Below are 16,353 nucleotides of genomic sequence, written 5' to 3'. Positions count from 1 at the left end.
CGCCTCGCCAAGGGGCACTCGCCTGCGGCGTCGTGCTTCAGGTACCTGAGCTCTAAAAATTTTCCCTTGTCCTTTTTAACGTCGTCCCAGCGAACGCTGGGACCCAGTGACGTCAGCGCCTCTTCAAACTTCATCACGACACTGGGTTCCAACTTTCGTTGGAACGACGAAACCAAAAAGGCCGGAGAAGATAAAGCCACCTCAGTCCCCTGGCGATGCGCAGCGAGCCAGTCTCGAAGTCCGCTTGAGAGTAGCCGGTGACGGCAGGTGCAAATCGGATTAAGAGAAAAAATCTGTCTGAGCGAAGCGAGTTTATTTTTTCTCCCGATTTGCGCCTGACGGCGCCGGGAACCCCGAAGGGGCTACGACCCAGCGGCCGCCTTCTTTTGCTTACTTTTCTTGGCGGAGCAAGAAAAGTGAGTAGCCGCCGGGCTACCCCCGGCATGGTTGATCGAAGAAAGAAAAACCAAATTATCTACAGCAGGAAGTCGGGACAAAACACGATCCACATGAGCGCCCTCAAGGCCGCTCAACAATCTTCCTCAACACAAACCCCGCCGCCACCAACCCAAACGAAGCCGTCACCACCATCGCCGAGCCAAACCCGGCGCAATTAAGCCCGGTGACACCGGCATCCTGACGACGACCATCGGCATCGACCGTATCCAGCCCATCCGCAGCATCGTCCGTATCGACCTCGCAAACCTCTCCTTCCGGAAACCGCAAAGGCTCCGTCGAGAACACCGCATCGATGCCGAACTTGTTCTTGGTCCCGCGCGGAAACTTGTGCCACGCGCGCAGGCGCTTGCGCACCTTTGCCAGCAAGGGTTCCTGCTCGGTACGGCACAAATCGCGGATCTCGATCTTGGTCGGGTCGATCTGGCCGCCGGCGCCGCCGCTGGTCAGCAGCGGCACTTTATGTTCACGGCAATAGGCGATCAGCGCCACTTTGGCGCGCACGTTGTCGATGGCGTCGACCACGTAGTCGAAACGGCCGACGCCGATCATTTCGCCGACATTGTCGGGCGTGAGGAAGTCTTCCACCTCGGTGACTTCGCAATACGGATTGATCTGCATGATGCGCTCATGCAGCGCCGTGACCTTGGCCTTGCCCAGCGTATCGGTCAATGCGTGGATCTGACGGTTGACGTTGGATTCGGCCAGGTTGTCGAGGTCGATCATGGTGATCTTGCCGATGGCGCTGCGCGCCAGCGCTTCGACGATCCATGAACCGACGCCGCCCACGCCTACCACGCACACGTGCGCCGCGCGAAAACGCGCCAGGCCTTGCGCGCCATAAAGGCGGGCGATGCCGCCGAAACGGCGGTCGAAATCGATATCGGCGTCGTTGGGAGCAACGACAGGTTGAACGTTGGACATGATAGTTATCCGGGTAACAAAGTAAAACAGGCTGTTTCCTGAGAAACAGCCTGCGGCAGTACAAACCTCACGCGTGGAAAACTTATACCACGGCGCCGTCAGTTTCGTCTTTCGGCTTGGCCGGCTTGATCAGGTCTTCGCGCTTGACGCCAAGCCACATGGCGATCGCTGCGGCGACGAACACCGACGAATAGATACCGAACAAGATGCCGATGGTCAGCGCAACCGCAAAGTAATGCAGCGTCGGGCCGCCGAAGATCAGCATCGACAAGACCATCATTTCGGTGCTGCCGTGAGTGATGATGGTGCGCGAAATGGTGCTGGTGATCGCGTGGTTCAGCACTTCCGGCGCGGACAGCTTGCCGTAGCGGCGATCCCGGAAGGCTTCGCGCACCCGGTCGAACACCACCACCGATTCATTGACGGAGTAACCCAGCACCGCCAGCACCGCGGCCAGCACGGTCAGCGAGAATTCCCACTGGAAGAAGGCGAAGAAGCCGAGGATGATCACCACGTCATGCAAGTTCGCAATGACGGCCGCGACCGCGAATTTCCATTCGAAGCGGAAGGCCAGGTAGATCACGATGCCGATCACCACCATGCCCAGCGCCATCAGGCCGTCGTGCGCCAGTTCGTCGCCGACCTGCGGGCCGACAAATTCCACGCGCTGCAGCTTGACGTCAGGATCCTGCGCCGTCAGCGCGGCGATGACTTTTTCGCTTTGCTGGGTGGCATTGACGCCATGCTGGGCCGGCAAGCGGATCATCACGTCCTGCGCCGTGCCGAAGCTCTGCACTTGCGTATCGGTAAAGCCCAGGCCTTCGACCGACTTGCGGATGTTTTCGATGTTGGCCGGCTTGGTGTACGCGACTTCCATCACGGTGCCGCCGGTGAATTCGATCGAGAAGTGCAAGCCCTTGCTCAGCAGGAAGAACACTGCCAGCACGAAGGTCAGCGCCGAGATGACGTTGAAGATCAACGCATGGCGCATGAAGGGGATATCTTTTTTGATGCGGAAAAATTCCATCACATACCTTTCAGTTCTGCGCCTCTGCCATCTGTCGGGCAAAGGCGCACGGGATTCTGTTCGCTGCGCTTATTTGACTTTGACGCCCGGCTTGGTGTCGACATCGGCCTTGGCTTCCGGCTTCCAGATCTGGCCGATGGCCAGGCTGGTCAGTTTCTTCTTGCGGCCGTACCAGAGGTTGGCCAGGCCGCGCGAGAAGAACACCGCCGAGAACATCGACGTCAGGATACCCAGGCAGTGCACCACCGCGAAACCGCGGATCGCGCCCGAACCGAAAATCAGCAGCGCCAGGCCGGCGATCAGCGTCGTCACGTTGGAGTCGAGAATGGTTGCCCAGGCGCGATCGAAACCGATGCTGATGGCTGCCTGCGGCGAATTGCCGTTGCGCAGTTCTTCGCGGATGCGTTCGTTGATCAGCACGTTGGAGTCGATCGCCATACCCAGCGCCAGCGCGATCGCCGCAATACCCGGCAGGGTCAGCGTGGCCTGCAGCGTCGACAGCACGGCAATCAGCAGCAGCACGTTGACCGACAGCGCCAGCGCGCTGAACAGGCCGAACAACTGGTAGTACACGATCATGAAGATGGCCATGGCGGCGAAACCGTACAGCGTCGCGTCGAAGCCCTTGCGGATATTTTCAGCGCCGAGTTGCGGGCCGATGGTGCGTTCTTCGATGATTTCCATCGGCGCCGCCAGCGAACCTGCGCGCAGCAGCAGCGCCAGGTCGCTCGAGGCTTCCGCGGAACCCATGCCGGTGATCTGGAAGCGCGAACCCAGTTCGGAGCGGATGGTCGCCACAGTCAGGACTTCGCCCTTGCCTTTTTCAAACAGGACGATGGCCATTGCCTTGCCGACCTTTTCACGGGTGGCGTCGCGCATCTTGCGGCCGCCGTCGCCGTTGAGGTCGATGCTGACGGCAGGCTGATGGTTTTCATCAAAGCTGGCCGATGCGTTGGAGATATAGTCGCCGGTCAGGACGGGATCCTTGTACAGCACGACCGGCGCGCCCTTGCCGACCTTGAACAGTTCCGAGCCGAAAGGAATCGTTGCGCTTTCTTCGGTGCCGCGGGTCACGGAGTCGTCGACCATGCGCACTTCCAGCGTGGCGGTACGGCCGATGATATCCTTGGCGCGGGACACGTCCTGCACGCCCGGCAGCTGGACCACGATACGGTCGGCACCCTGGCGCTGGATGATCGGTTCCGCCACGCCCAGTTCGTTGACGCGCTTGGACAGGGTCGAGATGTTTTGCTTGACGCCGTCTTCCTGCGTCTGCTTCAGCGCCTCAGGACGCAGTGTGGCGATCAGCTTCAGGTCTTCACCGGTGCCGGCGTCTTGCAACGCCAGTTCGGAGACTTCGCCGGCCAGCACGTTGCGCGCCTTGTTGCGGGTGTCGGCATCGCGGAACAGGATGTCGATCTGGTCGCCGTTGCGGTTGATGCCGTTATGGCGGATGTTCTTGTCGCGCAGCACGCTGCGCACGCTAGCCTGCAAACCTTGCAGGCGCTTGTTCATCACTGCCTTGACGTCGACCTGCATCAGGAAGTGCACGCCGCCGCGCAAATCCAGACCCAGGTACATCGGGAAGGCGTGCAGGCTTTGCAACCATTGCGGCGTATTCGGCAGCAGGTTGAAGGCGACGATATAGGTCGGATCGGCAGGATCGGTATTCAGGCCTTTTTCCAGCAGGGTCTTGGCCTTGAACTGGGTATCGGTGTTGGCGAACCGGGCGCGCACGGACGGCGCGGTGCTGCTGTTATCGAAAACCACGCTCTCTGGCGCAAGGCTGCCCTGTTGCAGGACCTGCTGCACACGCTCGGCGACCGAGCTGTCCACCTTGATGGTGGATTTGGCGCTGCTGATCTGCACGGCAGGCGATTCGCCGAAGAAGTTGGGCAGCGTATACAACGTGCCGAACAGCAGGGCTATGACGATTAAGACGTACTTCCAGAGAGGATAACGATTCATATTGATTCAGCGTTGATGATGAACATCCAGGATGGATTCGTTTGCAGCAAATGTGAACAAGGGCGCATCCGCGTCAGAAAAAAATACGCGATGCGCCCATGTCAGCCATGCGGCCGGACCGATTACAGTCCTTTCAGAGTGCCCTTCGGCAGCAGCGTGGTGATCGCTGCTTTTTGCACGACGACTTCATTGCCTTCGGAAACTTCAACGGTGATGTAAGCATCGCTCACCTTGACGATCTTGCCCAGCAAGCCGCCGGAAGTCACGACTTCGTCACCCTTGGCGAGTGCTTCCATCATGGCCTTTTGTTCTTTTTGACGCTTCATCTGAGGGCGGATCATCAGGAAGTACAGCACAACGAACATCAGGATGATGGGCAGGAAGCTGGTCAGATTGCCCATCAGGCCGCCTGGGCCTGCAGCAGTGGTTTGTGCAATTGCATCGGTAATAAACACGTGTCGCTCCAAATGGTTGTTTAAAAAATAGCCCCGCATTTTAGCATTGCGCCGGGCGCTTCCCCCCATTCCGGACGGGCTGAATCGGGGGAAAGCGCCGTTAACCGGAAAAAGCGGCGAAAAAGTACTGAGAAAACAGGGAGAAACTGCCTTGCCGTGAGGAAAACTTGTTATATCGGCATCGCCAATATGGGGGTACAGGGGTACATTAGCAAGCCAACAAGAGCAAAGAATTGCCTCGCGACTGCCAGACTCACCCCAGGAGACCCGTACCACCATGCTGCCCATCGAAGCCCGGCCTTATCAGGAAATCAACGACGCCTTCCGCTGGAATATCCCCGAGTACTACAACATCGGCGTCGATGTCTGCGACAAATGGGCCGAAACCGATCCGGGCAGGCTTGCTCTGATCCACGTCGCAGCCGATGGTTCCAGCCGCCGCTACAGCTTCGGCGAGATCAAGGAAAGCTCGGACCGTCTCGCCAATCTGTTTCTGAGCTGCGGCGTGACAATCGGCGACCGTATCAGCATTCTGCTGCCGCAAGCGCCCGAAACTGCAATGGCCCACGTCGCCGCCTACAAGATCGGCGCGATTGCAATCCCGCTGTTTGCGCTGTTCGGCGCCGAAGCGCTGGAATACCGCCTGCACAACAGCGGCACGCGCGTGGTCGTCACCAATGCCGCCGGCGCCGCCAAGCTGGCCGGCATCCGCGATCGCCTGCCGGAGCTGAAGACCATTCTCACCATCGACGGCGCCTTCGACGGCACCGTGGATTTGCATCAGGCATTAAAGCAAGCCAGCAGCGACCTGACGCCGGTCAAGACCAAAGCCGACGATCCCGCCGTCATCATCTACACCTCCGGCACCACCGGCCAGCCCAAGGGCGCCTTGCATGCGCATCGCGTGCTGCTAGGCCATCTGCCGGGCGTGGAACTGTCGCATAATTTATTTCCCTTGGAAGGCGACCTGCTGTGGACGCCGGCCGACTGGGCCTGGATCGGCGGGCTGCTCGACGTCTTCCTGCCGGCCTGGCATCACGGCGTGCCGCTGGTGGCGCATCGCTTCGAAAAATTCACCGGCGAGGCGGCCTTTCAGTTGCTGCAGGATTACGGCGTGCGCAACACCTTCCTGCCGCCGACCGCATTGAAGATGATGCGCACCGTCGCCGATCCGGAAAAGCGCTGGAACTATCAACTGCGTTCCGTCGCCAGCGGCGGCGAATCGCTGGGCATCGAATTGCTCGACTGGGGCCGCAAGACTTTCGGCCTGACCATTAACGAGTTCTACGGCCAGACCGAATGCAATATGACGGTGTCGTCCTGCGCCGCCATCATGGATTGCAAACCCGGCGCCATCGGCCGCGCCGCCATCGGGCACACGCTTGCCATCGTCGACGCGCAGGGCCGGGTGCTGCCGCCCGGCAGCGACGGCAACATCGCCGTGCAGCGCCCCGACCCGGTGATGTTCTTGCAATACTGGAATAATCCGCAAGCCACGCAAGACAAGTTCGTCGGCGACTGGCTGCTCACCGGCGACACCGGCTGCATGGACGAAGACGGCTACATCCGCTTCGTCGGCCGCGACGACGACGTCATCACCTCAGCCGGTTACCGCATCGGCCCCGGCGAGATCGAAGACAACATCCTCCAGCATCCGGCCGTAAAGATGGTCGCGGTGATCGGTTCGCCCGATGCGCAACGCACGGAAATCGTGGTGGCCATCATCGTGCTCAAGGATGGATACGCCGGCGACGACCAGCTCAAGCGAGAGATTCAGGAACACGTCAAGGTACGCCTCGCCGCGCACGAATATCCGCGCGAAATTTTCTTCGTCGATGAATTGCCGATGACCACCACCGGCAAGGTGATCCGGCGCGAGCTGCGGGCTCGCGTCAGCGAGTGGCGTGCACAGCCGCAGCAGGCATAGGCGCTTAGAGCCGCTGACAAAACGCTGATGGCAAGGCGCGCCGACGCAGACAGTACGAATGTACGGCAAGGAGAAGCAACGCTGCCAGCGGTGTTTTGTCAGCGGCTCTTAGTCGGCGAGAGCGATCGTCAGTTGCAGCCAGCCGCCGATCTGCTCTTGCGCCAGCAAGGCGCCGTTGGCAATGGAGATCTGACGCTTCTCGTAGGCCGGCACATGTATTTGCACTGTGCTGTGCGGGCGCGCCAACTGACCGCTGAACGATAGCTCCAGGTATAGCGCCCTGTCGTCGCCGCGCGCGACAACATGCCAGTATCCGTAGTCGCCGTCGCGCCAGGCTTCCGAGACGCCATCGTCTTCGATGCAGCTGCCCTCCACTTCGGCCACGCCTTGCGGCGGCACGACCAGGAAGGCGCGTTGATCCGCCGGCTTGCCGAAATGCTGTTCGGCCACGTTCAGCGGCACCACGCTGCCTTCGCGAATCAGGAACACCGGCTGCTCCCACGGAGCCGGCAAGGTGACGGTCTTGCCGCCGTCGAACAGTTCGCCGCTCCAGTACGACACCCAGCGCGCGCCTTCGGGCAGATACACTGCGCGCTCCGTCCGCCCCTCTTCCACCACCGAAGCCACCAGCAAGGCGTCGCCCACCATCATGTCGTCGCTGTCTTCATAGCAGCGCGGGTCGCAGGGAAACTCGGCGAAGGTCGGGCGCAGCACCGGCTCGTAGCTGCGATGCCATTGCCACAGCAGATGGTAGTAATAAGGAATGAGGCGGTAACGCAGCTTGATCAGATCGGAAATCTGCGCCGTTACCTGCGGATGCATCCACGGTTCATTGGCGCTGCGGTCGTCGTTCCATGAGTGAATGCTGAAGCGCGGCAGGAACACGCCATGCTGCACCCAGCGTAGCAACAGCTCCGGCCCCGGCGCCGGACCGGCGAAGCCGCCGATGTCGTGACCGATGTTGGAGATGCCCGACAAAGCCAGCCCCAGCGCCATCCTGATGTTGTAGCGCAGCGTTTCCCACGAGGTGTAATTGTCGCCCGACCAGGTCTGCACATAGCGGTGCATGCCGACGCCGCCGGAACGCGACACCAGGAAAGGCCGCTTGTGCGGCGCATGTTCGCGCTGGGCGTCGCGCGAGGCGCGCATCATCAACATGGTTTGCAAGACCTTGGCCTGGTGTGCGGGAAAGGAGTTGCCGAAACCGTTGGCGACGGCTTTCGTGTCCCACACTTCGAATTCGTTGTTGTCGTTCCAGGTGGAGGCGATTCCATAGTCGAGCAGCGCAGTCGTCACCTGCCCTTTCCACCAGTCTATGGTGGCGGGATTGGTGAAATCGAGATAGGCGCCCACCTCATCCCAGAACTGCACCCAGGACGGCTGGCCGTCGGGCGCCGCGATCAGCAGGCCGGCGCGCTGCACCTGTTCGAACGCCGGATGATCCTGCAAGAGGCAAGGCTTGATGTTGGCGCACAGCGACACGCCGTTGTCGGCGTAGCTTTTGGTGAAGGCGTGGATGTCGGGGAATTTTTCGTGATTCCAGTTGAAGACGTAGCGCTTGGCGCCGATCGAGGTATAGCCGGACGACAGATGGAAGGAGTCGCACAGGATGTCGTGCTCGCGGCACTTGTCGATGAATTCCTGCATGCGCTCCTGGGCGTTGGGTGCATCGGTGTAGTTCATGGTCGAGCCGGAATAGCCCAGGCCCGACTTCGGCATCCAGGCCGGCGTGCCGGTCATCCAGGTGAAGCGCTTGACCGCATCCAGCGGCGAATGCGCAGAGGCGATGAAGTAGTAATCGAGGTCGCCGTGCTCGGCCACGAAATGGCGATACAGGCCGTGGTAGTTGTCCATCTCGCGACCCATGTCGAAGGCGCAATCGGCCAGCGTATCGTAGAACAGGCCGAAACCGAGCGCCGCCTGCGGCTGCCAGGTCAGATAGAACGGGATGTGCTTGTAGAGCGGATCGGTGGTCTTCGCGCTGTAGCCCATGCAGTCGACGTTGACCATCTTGTAGCTCTGGCCGGCGCGGTTGAGCGCACCGGCGCGCTCGCCCAGGCCCAGATAGATTTCATCGGACCGGCGCGCCTTGTAGTGATACACGCGTTCGTCCCACCAGCTGAAGTTGTAGGCCTGCGTCGCGCGGTCTTCCAGCACGGTATGCCAGACGCCGTCGCGCCTGAGCGACCAGCGGCAACGACCGCCGTTGAGCACGATCTCAAGGCGCACGTCCTCGGTCTGCACATGCAGCGTGCCGGCCTCTTCACGCAGAGTGAAGGCCGGCAGCGCAAAGCCGCTCAGATCGAGACGGTCGCGACCGTCGATCGCCACGTCTTCCTGTCCCGGCGCAATGGCCCAGCTGCGCGGTCCGTGCGTCAGGCCGTCCGGCAAGACGCGCACGCGCAGGATGTCGTGCTCCAGCACGAAGATGTCGATTGTCGCCGCCGTGTCGCTGAGCAGGCGCAGATGGTTACCGTCTTGTTTTTCGAGCTGGAATTGCGGTGGGTGCAGCAATGAAGTCATGGCGTAATCCGATGTGCTTGTTGCGATATGTAGTCTTTACGTTGCGTGGCGCTTCATGCCAAGTTCGATCCGCGCGCCGTCGGCGCCGAAGCAATGCAGTTGCGCCGTCGGGAAATCCAGCAGCACGCTGCTGCGTTCCTGCAAATTGGTCTGACCGTTGACCACGAATTCGAAGTTGCTGTCCTGATGGTTGCCGATTTTTCCCCGGATCAGACTGCTGCCGCCCATGCGCTCGATCTGCGTGATCTGCAAGGCGATCGCGCCGGCCGCATCGGGCACCACGTGTTCAGGACGGATGCCGATGGTGTGCGCCGCCGCCGGCAATTGCAGCCGCTGGATCAGATTGGCGTCCAGCGCCGCCACCGGCAGGAAATTCATGCGCGGCGAGCCGATGAAGCCGGCCACGAAACTGTTGGCCGGACGGTTGTACAACTCCAGCGGCGCGCCGATCTGCTCCACCTTGCCGGCACGCAGCACGACGATCTTGTCGGCCATGGTCATGGCTTCGACCTGATCGTGCGTCACGTAGATCATGGTGGTGCCGAGGCGCGTATGCAGGTCGCGAATTTCGGCGCGCATGGAGATGCGCAGCTCCGCATCGAGGTTGGACAGCGGTTCGTCGAACAGGAACAATTTGGGATCGCGCACGATGGCGCGGCCGATCGCCACACGCTGCCGCTGGCCGCCCGACAATTGCGTAGGCTTGCGCTGCAGCAGCTCTTCCAGCCGCAGCATGCGCGCCGCCTCGTTGACCTTGCTCAATACGTCGGGCTTCTTGACGCCGGAGTTGATCAGGCCGAAGGCCATGTTGTCGTACACGCTCATGTGCGGATACAAAGCATAGGATTGAAACACCATTGCGCAGCCGCGCTCGGCCGCAGACCTGTCGGTGACATCCTGGCCGGCGATCAGCACCTGGCCCGACGTCGCCGGTTCCAGTCCGGCAATGACGCGCAGCAAGGTCGACTTGCCGCAACCGGAGGGACCGACGAAGACGACGAATTCGCCGTCCTTCACTTCCAGATCGATGCCGTGCAGCGTGGTCGTGGCGTCGAAACGTTTGACGACTTGTTGCAACTTCAGTGTGGCCATTCCTGAGCTCCAGATTTGACTATTTGACGCCCGCACTGGCGATGCCGGTGGCGATGTATTTTTGCAGAAATGCGAACACCAGCGTGACCGGCACCAGCGTGATGACGGTCATCGCCAGCAGATAGTGCCACTCGGTGGTCAGCTCGCCCTGGAAGGAATTGAGCGCCAGCTGCAGCGTGAAATTCTCCGGTTTGGACAAGACCAGCAGCGGCCACAGGAAATCGTTCCAGCGCCACATGACGGAAAAGATCGCCAGCACCGCCAGCGCCGGCGCCGACAAGGGCAGCACGATCTTCCAGTAGATGCGCCACTCGCTGGCGTTGTCCATGCGCGCCGCTTCGATCAGTTCGTCCGGGATGGTCAGCATGTACTGGCGCAGCAGGAACACGCCGGTGGGCGTCGCCACTGCCGGCCAGATCACGCCCCACAGGCTGTTGAACAGACCGACGCCGGAAACGATCAGGAACGCCGGCACCAGGATGATGGTGGGCGGGATCATCAGCGTCGCCACGATCAGCAGCAACACCGCCTTCTGCCCGGTGAAGCGATATTTGGACAAGGCGAAGGCCGCCATCGAATTGAACAGCAAGGTGATCGCCGTCGCCATCACCGTGATGAAGACGCTGTTGTTGAGGTTTTGCAGGAAGTTGAACTTGCCGAACAGCTCGGTGTAGTTGCCGGTCGCCACGCTCACTTCGCGCACCGGCTTGCGTTCCCTGATGTTGATCTTCAATTCCTGGCCCGGCTGCGCGGGATCGACCATGGTGGCGATGATGCCCATGCGGCGCAATTCTGCCATTTCGCGCGGTTTGCCGTCCGCGCCCTTGACAGTGAATACCGGATGCGGCTTGCCGTCATCGGCTGCGCCGCTGAGCTTGACCATCTTTTGCGTGTAGGGCAGCAAGGTCGGCGGAAATTCGCTGATCGCCGCCTCGCTCTTGAACGACGACAGCACCAGCCACAACACCGGTGCAAACATCAGCAGCAGCCCCATCAACAGATACAGGTAGCTGAGCCAGTCGGTCCAGTGCAGGCGCCGGCGACCGCGGGTACGGGTAAGGAAATTTTTCATGCCGGCAGTCTCAATGGTCTCGTGTCAATGTTCTTTCCGATCTGCAGCGTCATCAGCGTTTTTTCTTTCCGGCCTCGCCGGCACGCGACAGCTTCAGTTGCAGCAGCGTCAGCACCAGGATGCCTGCCGCCAGCACCAGCGACGCGGCAGCCGCCAGACCATACAGATGGATCTGCTCCGCAAAACCGACCTGATAGATGTACTGGACGATGAAGGTCGTGGCCGAGCCCGGACCGCCTCCGGTCAGCACGAACACCTCGTCGAAGATCTGGATCGCGCGAATCAGCGCCAGCACCACCACCACGATCAGGTTGGGCATCAGCAGTGGGATCGTGATGCGGCTCAGGGTGCGCCATGGCGACGCGGCATCCATCTCGGCGGCGTCGTAGACATCGCGCGGAATCGCCTGCAAGCCGGCGAGCAGGATCAGCGTGTAGAACCCCATGTGCGCCCAGATCGACACGAAGATCACCCAAAAGAACGACCAGTTGGCGTCGGTCAGCCACTCTTGCGCGTCGTAGCCGCCTGCCATCAGGCCGGCATTGAGCAAGCCGTGTTTTTGCAATATCCACTTCCACAGCAACGCCACTACCACCGGCGACAGCAGCACCGGATAGAAAAACACGCCGCGCCAGAAGCTGCGGCCGATGATCTTGCGGTTGAGCACCAGCGCCGTCAGCAGCGAAAAGAACACCATCAGCACCACTTGCAGCACGGTGAATTTCGACGTATTGGCGATCGCTTTCCAGAACAGATCCTGGTTGCAGGTGGAGATGTCGAAGTGATTGCTGCATTCGAACAGCATGGAAAAATTTTCCGCTCCCACGAAGGGGCGCGCCGCCGGCATGATCTGCACGCCGGAGGTCATCGCGTAGTGGAAGTTGATGACGATGGGCAGGAAGGTGAACAGTCCGAAGATGATCAGGTTGGGCGCGACGAACAGCCAGGCGATGCGCGACAGGCCGAGCCAGCGCTGGCCGATGCGGAAGAACGGTTCAAACAGATTGAAAAAGCAGCTTGCGATGAAACCCACGACTTCTCCTGACAAGAAAACGGCAGCAAGACACGACGGCAAGTCCATCCGCGCCGCGCCGACCGGGATGCGGCCAGCGCGGCGGGAGGTTTATTTCTTCGCCTGCCTGACCGACTCCGCCATGTCGCTGGAGAGCCGCGTCATGGCGTCGTTGACGCTCATCTCGCCGACGATGGCCTGGGTCACCCGCGTGACGGTTGGGAACATCAGCGAGCGGTTGTACTGATAGCCTTGCAGGCGATAGGCCAGCGGCGACAGGCGCGGAATGTCGGCGGAGAAGGCCATCAGCGCCGCCTTGATTTCCGGCGCCGAGGTGTAATTGACGCCCTTCTGCACCAGACCCTGATGCGCCGGCAGGTTTTCGGTCTTGGCCATCATTTCGGCGTAGACGTCTTCCTGCGCCAGGAAGTCGAGGAAGCGGCCGGCTTCCTTGGGCGACTTGCTGCCCTTCAGTGCGACGAACGCAGCGCCGCCCGGCATGCCGGAACAGGCCGCCGGTCCGCAAGGATTGGGCACGACGATCCAGTCGAAATTTTTGCCGATCTGGCTGCTCATGCGGCGAATCTGCCAGGAACCGCTCAGATACATCACGATGCGGCCGTTCTTGAAATCTTCAAAACCGTCGCGATAGGCGGAGCCGCCGGCGCCGGCCCAGACTTCCTTGGACATGGTGCCGTCCTTGTTCCAGCCGACGAATTTTTGCACCAGCGCTTTATAGCCGTCATCGACGACCAGATCGCCGTTGGCGTTGAACAATTTGGCGCCGTAGCTGATGGCGGGACCGGCAAACCGGTGGCCGGAGCGATCCCATGCCATGGATGCTTCCAGTTGCGTGGCCTTGGCGACTTTGCGCGTGGCGGCGACCCAGTCGTCCCAGGTCGCTTTCGGGCCCGGCAGCGGCACGTTGGCTTGTTCGAACAAGGTCTTGTTGACGTAGGGACCGGTCACCGTCAGTTGCGACATCAGGCCGTAGATGCCCTTGTCGCCGGCGCTGGTGCGCATCCACGACAGGGTATTGCCGAAATTCTTTTCCCAGTAATTGCGATCCTGCACGTAGGGACCGATGTCCATGTAGTACTTGGCTAGCCCGCCGATCTCGGTCACGCGGGCGATGTCGGGGCCCTGGCCCGATGCGAGCTGCACGGGGAGCTGCTCGACCACGGTCTTGTAGGGAACCTTGTCGATGATGATTTTGGTGCCGGGATTTTTTGCTTCGAAACGTTTGGCCAGTTCAGCGGTGACGTCGCATTCGTTGCCGTCCTGATAGCACATGACGCGCACATCGGCTGCTTGTGCTGCAACACTGCAGCTCAGCGCGACCAGCGCCGCACATGACGCCAACAGGTTCCGGGCATGGCGGTTGCGGCCAGTGGCCATCTTTGAGTCGATCATGTTGTCTCCACGATATCGCGCTGCTTAGAAGCAGCTGCTGATTATTATTTTCTGCCAAAAAAGCCACCCCAACCTTAGCAGGCCGGAGTGGCTAACCTCAAGCTATTTCAGTCCGCAAGCTTACGCCGTCAAACTCAGAAGAAATGACGGAAACCCGCCATGATCACAGCCTGATTGCGTCCTGACGACGGCGAACCGTTTTGCGAATCGCCGACCACCGCGACGGCGTTGACGATATTGCCTGCGCCGGCTTTACCCAGCGTCTGGCCGCGCGCCAGCTGATAGGCTTGCAGCAGGTAGAAGGCCGTGCGCTTAGACAGCGAGTAGGTTTCTTCCAGAGCGATCTGGTGATACTTGGCCGGATCGTTGATGCCGTTGGCGGCGCGCTCGCGGGTGTAGCTATAGCCTGCCGCCAGCATCCATGCCGGTGTCGCCTGATAAGTCGTGATCACACCCAGCGTATCGAAAGTCGCTTTTTGCGAGAACAGCGAACCGGTGCCTGGCTTGTACTGAGCGTTGGCGTAGTTGGCGCCGAACATCCAGTTGCCGGTGGTGTAACGCGTGGCGGCGGCGATCATCACAACGTTGTCGGAAGATGCATAGCCGTTGTTGATGGCCGATGTGGCGAAGCTGCCGGAAGCAGTCGAGTTCCAGGCCGTGGCCGGACCGGAACCGTTCTTCAGGCGCTGAAAGCCGAGCGCAAAATTCCACGGACCGACATCGTACTTGCCTGCCAGACTGTAGGCATTGCCGGTGGAAGTGGAACCGGCCGTTTCACCGAAACCGTACAAGGCGCTGATCTGCGCGCCGCCGCCGAAGGTCGGCGAGATGTAGGTCACTGCATTGCTGATGCGCACGGTCGTATCCAGACCGTCGACGTCGCCGGGGTGGGCGCCGGTCGCGCCGGTCAGTACGCTGGTAGGACCGATGGCGCCGACGTACTGGAAGTATGGCGTGTACTGACGGCCGAGCAGCATCGAGCCGTAAGTATTGTTGACCAGGCCGACGAAGGACTGGCGGTTGAACAGCGTGTTGGCCGAGCTCATGGCGCCGGTGTTGACGTCGAAACCGTTTTCCAGCGTGAACACGGCTTGCGAGCCGCCGCCCAGATCTTCCGATCCCTTGAAGCCGATCTTGCTGGCGTTCAGGTTGCCGGTGCGCAGATACAGATTGTGCAGACCGCCTTGATTGTTGGTGTAGACCAGCGCATCGTCGATCGCGCCGTAGATCGTCACGCTGCTCTGTGCAGATGCCTGCACCGATGCTCCTGCCGCGACAATTGCCAGCCCTCCCATTGCCAAACTGCGTCGTAGTTTCATTTCTTCTCCTCTTCTTATGCTCGGATATACGCGGTATTGCTCCGCCCTAAATTGATTCCGGCCCTGCGGGGCAACACCGGATTCAAAAACCTTGTGTGACAACTGACATCTATGAAACGCACAAATCGAAGACGCAACAATGCTCCCGCCGCAGCGCGACGAAACTGCTGCATGCCATGTGGTATTAACGGGAAGACGCTGCTGCCGCAGCGCCGGTCAGTTCGGACCGCGTCCTATGTGAAGGGCGGGAAAGCGCACACTGAGGCGTACGCCGGGATGCACAGGTCTGTGCTGGTGCCGATTGTTTTCATTGCCGTCTCCGTCATGTGTGAGGTCCTCTGCGGGACCTTCCTTTTCAGCATGACGCGAGAGAAAATCCTAACGCCATGCTTTCTTGAATTCATTCATCACACGCTCCAGATGCTCGCGCATCGCGTCGCGTGCTGCGACCGGATCGCGCGCCACCAGCGCGTCGAAGACTTTCTGGTGTTCTTCCAGCGAGGCTTCGCGCAGCTGCGGCGTGTGGAAATGCTCTTCCAGCTTCTTCCACAACACGCCGCGCAACTGATCCCACAATGCCGTGACGACTTGCGCCATCACGCTGTTGCCGCTGGCTTCGGCGATGCGGATGTGGAACAACCGGTCATCCGCTTCATTGGCCAGCTTGTCGTTGAAATTGCGCCCCATTGCCGCCAGCTGCGTGTAGATCTTGTCGATGTCGGCATCGGTGCGGTTCTGCGCCGCCAATGCCGCCACTTCCGACTCGATCACCCAGCGCGCCCGCAACAACTCGAACGGTCCGGCGCCGCCGTCGGGGATGAATCCCACCGGCTTGGTCGCCGCGTCGCACACATAAATGCCCGACCCGCCGCGCACTTCCACCAGTCCCTGCACCTCCAGCGCGATGATCGCTTCGCGCACCGAGGTGCGGCTGATTTCAAACCGGTCCGCCAGGCTGCGCTCCGAAGGCAGACGCTCGCCGGCCTTGAACTCGCCTTGCAGGATCAGATCTGCAATCTGTTCCGCCAGGCGCTGATACGAGCGCTCCGGCGCTGAAACTGGTTCCAACAATTCTGAACGCGCTGCTTTTCTTGCTACTTTGTCTTTTGCTACGTTATCCACGTTTGCGGCTAATGATCGACTCTGACGATCTGCCATAAAACCC

General features: G+C 60.7%; 13 protein-coding genes. 1 reads left to right on the top strand and 12 read right to left on the bottom strand.

What is annotated here, in order from left to right; all coding sequences use genetic code 11:
• The 5 genes from AKL25_RS24565 to yajC all read right to left on the bottom strand — a co-directional run.
• Positions 1-200: hypothetical protein (locus AKL25_RS24565; protein WP_205627300.1), on the bottom strand; the 200-nt coding region annotated here is incomplete at its 3' end.
• 319 nt (positions 201-519) lie between these two features.
• Positions 520-1,380, bottom strand: a complete 861-nt coding sequence (gene tcdA, locus AKL25_RS22820) for a tRNA cyclic N6-threonylcarbamoyladenosine(37) synthase TcdA (protein WP_050479998.1) — start codon at positions 1,378-1,380, stop codon at positions 520-522.
• Positions 1,381-1,462: 82 nt separating this feature from the next.
• Positions 1,463-2,407, bottom strand: a complete 945-nt coding sequence (gene secF / locus AKL25_RS22815) for a protein translocase subunit SecF (protein WP_050479997.1) — start codon at positions 2,405-2,407, stop codon at positions 1,463-1,465.
• Between the two features lie 69 nt (positions 2,408-2,476).
• Positions 2,477-4,375 carry a protein translocase subunit SecD gene (gene secD / locus AKL25_RS22810; protein ID WP_050479996.1) on the bottom strand — a complete coding sequence of 633 codons (1,899 nt, stop codon included), beginning with the start codon at positions 4,373-4,375 and terminating at the stop codon, positions 2,477-2,479.
• 122 nt (positions 4,376-4,497) lie between these two features.
• Entirely contained in the window at positions 4,498-4,830 is a 333-nt protein-coding gene (gene yajC / locus AKL25_RS22805; RefSeq protein WP_029364038.1) for a preprotein translocase subunit YajC, read from the bottom strand.
• 277 nt (positions 4,831-5,107) lie between these two features.
• Between yajC and AKL25_RS22800 the strand changes: the two genes are divergently transcribed.
• A complete protein-coding gene (locus AKL25_RS22800) occupies positions 5,108-6,757 on the top strand; it encodes an acyl-CoA synthetase (RefSeq protein ID WP_050479995.1) in 1,650 nt (549 codons plus the stop codon).
• Between the two features lie 108 nt (positions 6,758-6,865).
• On the opposite strand, the gene AKL25_RS22795 is transcribed toward AKL25_RS22800, so the two are convergent.
• The 7 genes from AKL25_RS22795 to AKL25_RS22765 all read right to left on the bottom strand — a co-directional run bounded on the left by AKL25_RS22795 (position 6,866) and on the right by AKL25_RS22765 (position 16,346).
• Positions 6,866-9,280 (bottom strand): glycoside hydrolase family 31 protein, encoded by a 2,415-nt coding sequence (locus AKL25_RS22795; protein WP_050479994.1) that lies wholly within the window; start codon positions 9,278-9,280, stop codon positions 6,866-6,868.
• A 36-nt stretch (positions 9,281-9,316) separates the two neighbouring features.
• Positions 9,317-10,372, bottom strand: coding sequence for an ABC transporter ATP-binding protein (locus tag AKL25_RS22790; protein WP_050479993.1), 1,056 nt, complete (start codon positions 10,370-10,372; stop codon positions 9,317-9,319).
• Between the two features lie 19 nt (positions 10,373-10,391).
• Positions 10,392-11,444: a carbohydrate ABC transporter permease gene (locus AKL25_RS22785; protein ID WP_050479992.1), complete on the bottom strand. Its 1,053-nt coding sequence runs from the start codon at positions 11,442-11,444 to the stop codon at positions 10,392-10,394.
• A 52-nt stretch (positions 11,445-11,496) separates the two neighbouring features.
• On the bottom strand, positions 11,497-12,477 hold the full coding sequence (locus AKL25_RS22780; protein WP_050479991.1) for a carbohydrate ABC transporter permease: 981 nt from the start codon (positions 12,475-12,477) through the stop codon (positions 11,497-11,499).
• Positions 12,478-12,567: 90 nt separating this feature from the next.
• Positions 12,568-13,869: an ABC transporter substrate-binding protein gene (locus AKL25_RS22775; protein ID WP_083444845.1), complete on the bottom strand. Its 1,302-nt coding sequence runs from the start codon at positions 13,867-13,869 to the stop codon at positions 12,568-12,570.
• Positions 13,870-14,003: 134 nt separating this feature from the next.
• Positions 14,004-15,188: a porin gene (locus tag AKL25_RS22770; RefSeq protein ID WP_050479990.1), complete on the bottom strand. Its 1,185-nt coding sequence runs from the start codon at positions 15,186-15,188 to the stop codon at positions 14,004-14,006.
• A gap of 378 nt (positions 15,189-15,566) precedes the next feature.
• Positions 15,567-16,346: a FadR/GntR family transcriptional regulator gene (locus tag AKL25_RS22765; RefSeq protein WP_240475843.1), complete on the bottom strand. Its 780-nt coding sequence runs from the start codon at positions 16,344-16,346 to the stop codon at positions 15,567-15,569.
• Positions 16,347-16,353: the final 7 nt, after the last annotated feature.

Origin of the sequence: Herbaspirillum rhizosphaerae (assembly GCF_001189965.1) — a bacterium.
Taxonomy (GTDB): Bacteria; Pseudomonadota; Gammaproteobacteria; order Burkholderiales; family Burkholderiaceae_D; genus Herbaspirillum; species Herbaspirillum rhizosphaerae.
Note: the sequence above shows the minus strand (reverse complement) of the source record. Positions and strands in the feature narration are given on the sequence as shown.